This window comes from Yersinia sp. LJYL362, from assembly GCF_048323875.1.
Genome location: NZ_JBLWEX010000040.1, coordinates 1 through 8870, shown reverse-complemented (window position 1 = coordinate 8870; position 8870 = coordinate 1). Strand labels below are relative to the sequence as shown.

Below are 8870 nucleotides of genomic sequence, written 5' to 3'. Positions count from 1 at the left end.
CTTTGCTGGCAATACCGTCAAGATCGAGCAGTTCAATGACTTTTTCTGCCAGTTGTCGGGGCTGCATGCCAAGTTTTTTGGCAATGGCCATCACACCGTTAGCTTGATAATCGCCAAATTGAGCTTTAGCAGATTGGCGAACCTGAGGTTCGCTGCCTGCTGGAGCACCTGCTGCCATCAGCGCCTGGCTGACTTTATCTGAGAGAAGAGCCTGAATATTCACCGGGTTACCTTAATTACGCACAAAAAAACACATTAATGACGCTCACGAGCATCTCTGTGCCAGTTAATTCAAACGGGGCCAAAACCCTATCACGCAAGGAACGGGAGGGGTTGGCAGAGCGTGAGTCACAAGATGGCAGGATTTATACCATATTTGGCCCCCGACGTCAGCATCAGGCCAGTGGTTACTGGCGTAAATGGAATAGCGGATTATTGAATGTATATACCCTGGATGATTCAGGTGAGCGAGAGCAGCCAACGCACATGCAGCTTGAAGTATGACGGGTATAGATTAAATATGGCTGATTAGAACTAATAACTGTAGATTATGGCCGCTTCAATACCGGAAATAACCGTTAACAGGAGAATAAAATGAGCAGCCTGAAAGATAGCGCCGAATTATCGGACTTATTAATGGACTTGCCCTATTTTGAGCACAAGCTGGTTGTTTTCGCGGCTAAATTAAATCTGGATTTGACGCTATTCAGTGCTGACCATATTTCATTGCGGTGTCATCAAACAGAAACGGCACAACGCTGGCGCAGTGGTTTACAACAATGTGGTCATTTGATGTCCGAGACACAAATTAATGGCCGGCCCATTTGCCTGTTCGATTTAACGCAACCACTGGCCGTTGGGCCCTGGCAAATAGATTGTGTGGAATTGCCTTATCCGGGGAAAACATATTATCCCCATGAAGGGTGGGAACATGTTGAACTGGTACTGCCGGGTGACCCACAAACCTTGATGCAGCGCGCTCGCGCCTTATTACCGGCTACCCTGCCAGCGGGGGTTACGACTAAGTTTAGTGCTCCGCAAGGCGAGCATGAGCGCTTAGCTAATCCGACATTGGCGGTGAGTGATGGTGAGATAACCATTAAGTTTCACCCTTATACTTTGCGACAAATTGTCGATAGTGAACGCAATGGCTAACGTATATGGGTTATTTATTTCAATACCGACTATCACTTATGGTTATCACTGTGACTGGCGTCTACTCATAGATTCAAAATGAGTGCCATAGTGAATGCTTTAGCATGCTTGATTAAATTCTGTTTTAGCTTGAGAGCATTATTCGGCGTTTATTTATTCAATAGTAGAATTATTTAATTAAAACTTATTTGCCGAAAAATAATACTGCCGCAGTGGCATCCGTCAAACGGGGGAAGAGAATGACTACATTGGAAATATGTTGCTACAGCGTTGATTGTGCGCAGGTGGCACAAGAGGCAGGAGCCGACCGGATTGAATTATGCTGCGGTCAGTCCGAAGGGGGCTTAACGCCGAGCATCGGTGCATTAATGCAGGCCAGAGAGACGGTTACCATTCCCGTTCACCCAATCGTCCGCCCGCGCGGGGGGGATTTTTGCTACAGCGACAATGATTTCGCCATCATTAAAAATGATATTGCCCGCATCCGTGATATGGGGTTTGCCGGGGTAGTGGTGGGCGTGCTGGATATTGATGGTCACATTGATATGCGCCGGATGCGAGAAATTATGTCTATTAGTGGCTCATTGGCGGTCACTTTCCATCGGGCATTTGATATGTGTCAGAACCCAATGATTGCGTTACAACAATTAGCGGATCTGAATGTGGCGCGAATTTTAACCTCAGGTCAGCAACAGAATGCTGAGTTGGGGCTGGCATTATTGAAAGATTTAGTTGCCGCCACTCAGGGGCAAGGACCGATTATCATGGCCGGGGCGGGGGTTCGTCTCACCAATATGCAGAAATTTATTGATGCCGGTATTCGAGAGCTTCACAGTTCTGCTGGCCGAACTGTGCCGTCAACCATGAAATACCGCAAAGCGGGTGTAACCATGTGCGCGGACAGTGATGTCGATGAGTTTGCTCATTATTGTGTGGATGGTGAAGTGGTCAAAGACATGAGGAATTTGTTGGAGATGGGCGCGCCGTTACCGCAATCTGCTTAAATTTTGCGCACCTAAAATGCTGAAGTTGTTAATGCCCCGGCCAATCAGACCGGGGTTTTTTAGGGTTTACGGGCGATAAGCACCGCGCGGAGTGGGGCTGGATAACCTTCAACCGTCTTAGTCGGATCGTTCGAATCGAGGAATTCAGTTAATGACTCGCTGGTCATCCAATCGGTACGGCGTTGCTCATCGGTAGTGGTCACGGCCATATCGGCAATTCTGACATCGACAAACCCGCATTTTTCCAGCCAGCCCTTTAGGGCCGGGGCTGATGGAATAAAGTACACATTTCGCATCTGGGCATAGCGATCGCCGGGCACTAATACCTGCTGGCTATTACCTTCAACCACTAATGTTTCAAGTACCAGTTCCCCTTCATTAACTAACTGATTTTTGAGTTGATAGAGGTGATCCAGCGGTGAGCGGCGATGATACAGCACGCCCATTGAAAATACGGTATCAAAGGCCGCCAGTTCCGGCAGTTGTTCAATACCCAGTGGCAACACATGGGCGCGCTGGTCACCCCCGAGCAATTTACGAATAGCTTCAAACTGGCATAAAAATAGCTGCATTGGGTCGATACCCACCGCCAGATGAGCACCTTCGCCAATCATGCGCCATAAGTGATATCCGCTGCCACACCCGACATCCAGTATAGTGCGACCCGCCAGTGGACTGATGTGTGGCAAAACTCGCTGCCATTTCCAGTCGGAACGCCATTCAGTATCAATATCTAACCCGTACAAAGAGAAGGGGCCTTTGCGCCAGGGCATCAGGGCGCGCAACATGTTTTCCATCCCTTCACGCTGGCCAGCTGAAATTGGCGGCGACATCTCTGCCCGCACACTCTCGCGTAAATCCAGTGAGGTTGGCGTGAGCTGCGGCAAGTGCTCAACGGCATTAAACCAGGTTTTAAACTTACCGTGTAATGATTCGCGCTGCCAGGCACTGAGCTGGGCGGGCAGGGTGTCTAGCCATGGGCTTAGCGGGCCTTTGGCAATCAGCCGGTAAAAATCGCCAAATTCAATCATTGAGCCTCTCCCGCTTTCAGGGCAATTAACGAACCAAAATTAAAACATTGGAACCACACTTCCGCGTGTTCGAAACCGGCCTGATGCAGACGCTTTTTATGGGTTTCAACCGAATCCGTCAGCATGACATGCTCCAACATGCTACGTTTCTGGCTAATTTCCAGCTCGCTATAGCCATTCGCACGCTTAAAATCATGATGCATATTGAACAGTAATTCGCCAATATCATTATCTTCAAAGTTGAATTTCTCTGACAGTACCAACGCGCCACCGGGGCGTAGCCCTTGGTATACCTGATTGAGCAGCCGTTGGCGATCCGCTGGCTCCAGGAATTGCAGCGTGAAGTTAAGCACCACCATTGAGGCATTCTCGAGCTGAATATCCAAAATATCGGATTCCACCACTTCCACCGGTGTTTCGGCGCGAAAGGCATCGATATGACGGCGGCAGCGTTCAACCATTGCCGGTGAGTTGTCCACGGCAATAATTTTGCAGCCTTCGGCTTTGATATTGCGGCGCATTGACAGTGTCGCTGCACCGAGCGAACAGCCCAGATCGTAAATCTGGCTATGGGGTTGCACAAAACGCTCAGCCAGCATGCCTATCATCGAGATGATGTTGGAATAACCGGGCACCGATCGGCTTATCATATCAGGGAAGACTTCAGCGACCTTTTCGTCGAAAGTCCAGTCACCTAACTGGGCAATAGGGGCAGCAAACAGGCTATCACGCTGTGGCGCTGCTGGCCCAGGCTGCTGCTGCGTATCATGTAGAGATTGCGTATCGCGTTTTGGCATGGCTGTCATTGACTAAGTAAGAAATGAACAAGAAATTAAAGGCGCATATTATAACAGAAAACGGAACAGATGAGCGCGATAAAGCGGCGGGTGAACAACAGATAGGTGAGAGTCAGCATGAAGGCGGCAGTTAGCCGCCCGAACTTACCGTGTTCCGTTTGGGAACCGAATAACAATCCACCCAAACCTATCAGGTCAGGCTGAAAATCTGATCCCAAGGTAAATAGTAAATATTAGCAATAATCATCAAAACCAACGAAACATAGGTGGCACTCATCCCAGAGCGTCGCCAGCGAATTTCTCGATGGCGTAAACCATAATAATGTAGCAGGCGGCCAATTATCAGCATCAATCCACAGATATGGAGCATCCATGTTTCAGCACCGTTCATTTCCATCATAATGAGTAAAATGACAGCAATAGGAATATATTCTACAGCGTTACCATGTACGCGGATGGCGGTTTGTAATTCATAGAAACCGCCGTCGCCATAAGCGACTCGGTACTGATGTCTCAATTTAACCACATCAAATGAAAGCTTGATCAATAACAGTGCGCCCAACACCACATAAAGCGAGCTAACCATTTTTAACTCCATTGCCCAACCATAGACTGGCCAGATAATGATAACCGCCTACCGGGTTACTGTCGCTACAAAAATGGCAGGAATCACATTTCTTGATACTCGGTTTAGTGTTTGGAAATATGAACTTGTGCCACGGGATAAGCATGACCCGCGGGCAAAGATGTGTTCGGCTGAAAAACAGACAAACAGGATTAGAACAGCGTATCTTGCTCCGGCCAATCAGGGGCTGGGGGCAAGGTGGTCATTACGGCGGCTAATTGCTGCCAAATCTTTTGTGCCTGCTGGGGGGAGTCGCTGTTATCTGGCGTGTGAATGAAAACATAGGGCTGATACAGTGGTTCCCACTGCGGCAGTTTTTGTAGCCAAGGCGAGAACAACGCTAAATTATCATCCAATTGGTCGCCACCAATAAAGCGCACCAATGGCTGGCTGCCGGTGACGACAGCATGCACAGGTAGGCGCGGTTTCTTGCTTTGCGCATCCCGAACGGCTTCAGTCAGAGGCTTTGCTGCATGAATAGGGCGACTATCCAGCATCACGCGATTGACTGCTCGCTGGTGTAAGCCCTGATTGAGTGCGCGTTCGGCATCACCTTTGGCAAAAAATTCTGGGTGACGCACTTCCACGCCATAATGGAAACCCATGGGCAATTTATCGATAAATTGCCATAAACGATGGAGTTCGTTTGGCCCGAAAGCGGCGGGTAACTGTAACCATAATTGGCCAATACGGTGGTGCAAAGGGGACAAACATTGGTAGAAAGCCTGCAAATCTTTATCACAGTCACGCAGAGCTGCTTGATGGCTGATTGACGCCGGGAATTTAAAGCAAAAGCGGAAGTTATCGGGTGTCATATCGCGCCAGCGTTGTACTATTTCCAGCCGTGGCAGTGCATAAAAAGTAGTATTCCCTTCAACACAGTTAAAGTAGCGACTGTAATCAGCCAAGTCCTTGATACCCAATCGGTGCCAGGTTGGGTGTTGCCATTGCGGCAGTCCTATATACATCAATATCCTTCCTATTTGACGCTGCCGCGTTGTTAGCGGCGCTCATTCACCCGAATCACTGACCAGCGTCAGCTCATCGGGATTCACTTGCTTGCTGCCTAGCCGCAACGTCAACTAGTTTGGATATTTCTTTTTGACGGTGCCGCGTTGTTAGCGGCGCTCATTCACCCGAATCACTGACCAACGTCAGCTCATCGGGATTTATTCATTTGCTGCCTAGCTGTAACACCAATTAATTTGGGTAAACCCTTCTGACTTGGCGCTACAGCGTTGTTAGCTGCATTCACGCACCCGAATCACTGACCAACGTCAGCTCATCGGGATTTATTCATTTGCTGCCTGGCTGTAACACCAATTAATTTGGGTAAACTCTTCTTAACTTGGCGTTACAAGTCGCAGTTAGCACAAATTTAACGTTACGCGCTCAGGGCTTTAAGGATATCGGCGCTATTGCGTACGCGGGAGATCCGCGGGAAGATTTTTTCAACCGCGAATTGCTGCATTTCAGCGCTGGCAGTACTGCAACCATCTTCTGCAATCACTAGTTCATAACCGTGCTCCCAGGCGGCCCGGGCGGTAGATTCGACACCAATATTAGTGGCGATACCCGCCAGTACGATGGTTTTGATCCCGCGGCGACGCAGTTGTAAATCTAAATCGGTACCGTAAAACGCGCCCCATTGGTGTTTTACCACTTTAATGTCGTTATCTGTAACTTCAAGCTCTGGCGGGAAAGTCCACCATGACTCAGGTACCACCCCGGCCGGGCTTGGGCTGGGCTGATCGACCGGTTGTTTCAGCGCGTCAGCAAATGAATCTGACCAACCTACGCGCACGAAGACCACCGGTGCACCGAGCTTGCGAAAGTGTTCTGCCAGGTGAGAATTGGTCGCGACAACCTGTTCGGCACTGTAAGGGCCTTTGGCGTAGGGTAAGATCCCCTGCTGTAAATCAATCAATACCAGCGCGGTGGTTTTTGCATCAAGTTTCATGGTGTTATGCCTCGATATCATTTGGGGAATTTCCGGATGACAGACTTAATCTGCTGACCAGTTTATGCCAACATATGTTATCGGGTAGCCCCTATGAGGGGATAATTTTGTTAAATGATGTGTGAAAACAGCACTGAAAGAGATTTTGTCGTGCCAGAGCGCTACGTTCGCTCTTATCTACGCCATGAATTTCCTTTATAATGACTCACTTTTTTCAACACTTTTTAATCCAGAATACCTAAGAAAACAGCCGCACGGACAGTACATAACGCGTGCGGCATCGGCTGAGTAAAAGGATATCGTATGCGTACTGAGTATTGCGGGCAGTTGAATCTGTCTCATGTAGGCCAAGAAGTGACACTTTGTGGTTGGGTTAACCGTCGTCGTGATCTCGGTGGCCTGATTTTTATTGATATGCGCGACCGTGAAGGCATTGTTCAGGTATTCTTCGATCCCGATCATAAAGCCGCTTACGAGCAAGCTTCTGAACTGCGCAATGAGTTCTGTATCCAGATTACCGGTACTGTGCGCGCACGTCCTGACAGCCAAATCAATAAAGATATGTCGACCGGTGAAGTGGAAATCTTTGCTAATACACTGAATATCATTAACCGTTCTGAGCCGTTGCCCCTGGACTCAAATCAGACTAACAGCGAAGAGCAGCGCCTGAAATATCGCTATCTGGATTTGCGTCGCCCTGAGATGGCCGATCGCCTGAAAACGCGCGCTAAAATTACCAGCTTTGTGCGCCGCTTCATGGACAGCCACGGTTTCCTGGATATTGAAACCCCGATGCTGACCAAAGCGACACCGGAAGGTGCGCGTGACTATCTGGTGCCAAGCCGCGTCCATAAAGGCAAGTTTTATGCACTGCCACAGTCACCGCAACTGTTCAAACAACTGCTGATGATGTCCGGTTTTGACCGCTACTATCAGATTGTAAAATGCTTCCGTGATGAAGATTTACGTGCTGACCGTCAACCAGAATTTACTCAGATAGATGTTGAAACCTCTTTCATGACCGCCGACCAAGTGCGTGAAGTGATGGAGAAATTGGTACGCGAATTGTGGCAGGAAACCAAAGGTGTGGATCTGGGTGATTTCCCGGTGATGACCTTTGCCGAAGCTATGCGCCGCTACGGTTCGGATAAACCCGATCTGCGCAACCCAATGGAATTGGTAGATGTCGCTGATTTAGTTAAAGATGTTGAGTTTAAAGTCTTCTCCGGCCCAGCCAATGATGCCAAAGGCCGCGTCGCAGCATTGCGGGTACCGGGTGGCGCACAGGTCACGCGTAAGCAAATTGACGAATACGGTCAGTTTGTCGGTATTTATGGTGCGAAAGGCTTGGCATGGTTGAAAGTTAATGATCGTGCTGCGGGCGTTGAGGGGGTACAAAGCCCAATCGCGAAGTTCCTCAGTGCTGATGTGTTGGAAGCTATTCTGGCCCGCACTCAGGCTGAAAGCGGCGATATCCTGTTCTTTGGTGCTGACAGCTTTAAAGTGGTGACGGATGCGATGGGCGCGTTGCGTCTAAAAGTCGGCCGTGACCTGGCATTGACCAAACTGGATTCATGGGCACCGCTGTGGGTAGTTGACTTCCCAATGTTCGAAGACGATAGCGAAGGCGGCTTGTCTGCCATGCATCATCCGTTCACTGCGCCGAAAGACATGAGCCCAGAGCAATTGGCTGCGGCCCCAACCACCGCTATCGCCAATGCTTACGATATGGTCATTAACGGCTATGAAGTGGGTGGCGGCTCAGTGCGTATTCACCGTACTGAAATGCAGCAGCAAGTGTTTGGCATTCTGGGTATCAATGAAGAAGAGCAGCGCGAGAAGTTTGGCTTCCTGCTGGATGCTTTGAAATACGGTACTCCACCGCATGCGGGCCTGGCGTTTGGTTTGGATCGCCTGGTGATGCTGTTGACCGGCACAGATAACATTCGTGATGTGATTGCCTTCCCGAAAACCACGGCGGCGGCTTGTCTGATGACTGATGCACCTAGTTTTGCCAATCCTGCTTCACTGCAAGAGCTGTCTATCAGCGTGGTAGCGAAGAAAGGGGCCACTGATAGCTCGGCAGAAGAGAATCAGTAATGAATTATAAACGGCCTGAGTCTATTTTGGCGGTGATCTACGCCAAAAACAGTGGCCGGGTGTTGATGTTGCAACGGCGTGATGATCCTGATTTTTGGCAGTCGGTCACCGGCAGTCTGGAAGGTGATGAAACGCCGTTGGAAACCGCCCAGCGCGAAGTAAAGGAAGAAGTCGGCATTGATATACTGGGTGAAAATC

At 49.3% G+C, this 8870-nt stretch carries 10 protein-coding genes and 1 pseudogene; 5 read left to right on the top strand and 6 right to left on the bottom strand.

The window, feature by feature from the left end; translation table 11 throughout:
* Positions 1-223: pseudogene (locus ACNSO8_RS01655) on the bottom strand (arginine--tRNA ligase); the annotation flags it as partial.
* A gap of 56 nt (positions 224-279) precedes the next feature.
* Between ACNSO8_RS01655 and ACNSO8_RS01650 the strand changes: the two are divergent.
* From ACNSO8_RS01650 to cutC, 3 genes are all read left to right on the top strand, one after another.
* Positions 280-504, top strand: coding sequence for a hypothetical protein (locus ACNSO8_RS01650; protein WP_418393630.1), 225 nt, complete (start codon positions 280-282; stop codon positions 502-504).
* A gap of 90 nt (positions 505-594) precedes the next feature.
* Complete coding sequence (locus ACNSO8_RS01645) at positions 595-1155, top strand: VOC family protein (protein ID WP_418393629.1); 561 nt, start codon at positions 595-597, stop codon at positions 1153-1155.
* Positions 1156-1394: 239 nt separating this feature from the next.
* On the top strand, positions 1395-2159 hold the full coding sequence (cutC, locus tag ACNSO8_RS01640) for a copper homeostasis protein CutC (RefSeq protein ID WP_418393628.1): 765 nt from the start codon (positions 1395-1397) through the stop codon (positions 2157-2159).
* A 59-nt stretch (positions 2160-2218) separates the two neighbouring features.
* On the opposite strand, the gene cmoB is transcribed toward cutC, so the two are convergent.
* The 5 genes from cmoB to ACNSO8_RS01615 form a co-directional block, all read right to left on the bottom strand.
* Complete coding sequence (gene cmoB / locus ACNSO8_RS01635) at positions 2219-3190, bottom strand: tRNA 5-methoxyuridine(34)/uridine 5-oxyacetic acid(34) synthase CmoB (protein WP_418393627.1); 972 nt, start codon at positions 3188-3190, stop codon at positions 2219-2221.
* Positions 3187-3987 carry a carboxy-S-adenosyl-L-methionine synthase CmoA gene (gene cmoA, locus ACNSO8_RS01630; protein ID WP_418393626.1) on the bottom strand — a complete coding sequence of 267 codons (801 nt, stop codon included), beginning with the start codon at positions 3985-3987 and terminating at the stop codon, positions 3187-3189. The genes cmoB and cmoA overlap by 4 nt, the downstream gene beginning before the upstream one ends.
* 190 nt (positions 3988-4177) lie before the next feature.
* Positions 4178-4573 carry an MAPEG family protein gene (locus ACNSO8_RS01625; RefSeq protein WP_418393625.1) on the bottom strand — a complete coding sequence of 132 codons (396 nt, stop codon included), beginning with the start codon at positions 4571-4573 and terminating at the stop codon, positions 4178-4180.
* A gap of 191 nt (positions 4574-4764) precedes the next feature.
* Positions 4765-5580: a DUF72 domain-containing protein gene (locus ACNSO8_RS01620; protein WP_418393624.1), complete on the bottom strand. Its 816-nt coding sequence runs from the start codon at positions 5578-5580 to the stop codon at positions 4765-4767.
* Between the two features lie 416 nt (positions 5581-5996).
* Complete coding sequence (locus ACNSO8_RS01615) at positions 5997-6572, bottom strand: hydrolase (RefSeq protein ID WP_418393623.1); 576 nt, start codon at positions 6570-6572, stop codon at positions 5997-5999.
* Positions 6573-6875: 303 nt separating this feature from the next.
* Here ACNSO8_RS01615 and aspS point away from each other — a divergent pair, with 303 nt between their 5' ends.
* The gene (aspS, locus tag ACNSO8_RS01610) at positions 6876-8672 is read left to right on the top strand and encodes an aspartate--tRNA ligase (RefSeq protein WP_418393622.1); all 1797 of its coding nucleotides are present in this window, start codon (positions 6876-6878) and stop codon (positions 8670-8672) included.
* A partial coding sequence (locus ACNSO8_RS01605; protein WP_418393621.1) for an NUDIX domain-containing protein occupies positions 8672-8870 on the top strand: 199 nt, incomplete at its 3' end. The genes aspS and ACNSO8_RS01605, both read left to right, overlap by 1 nt.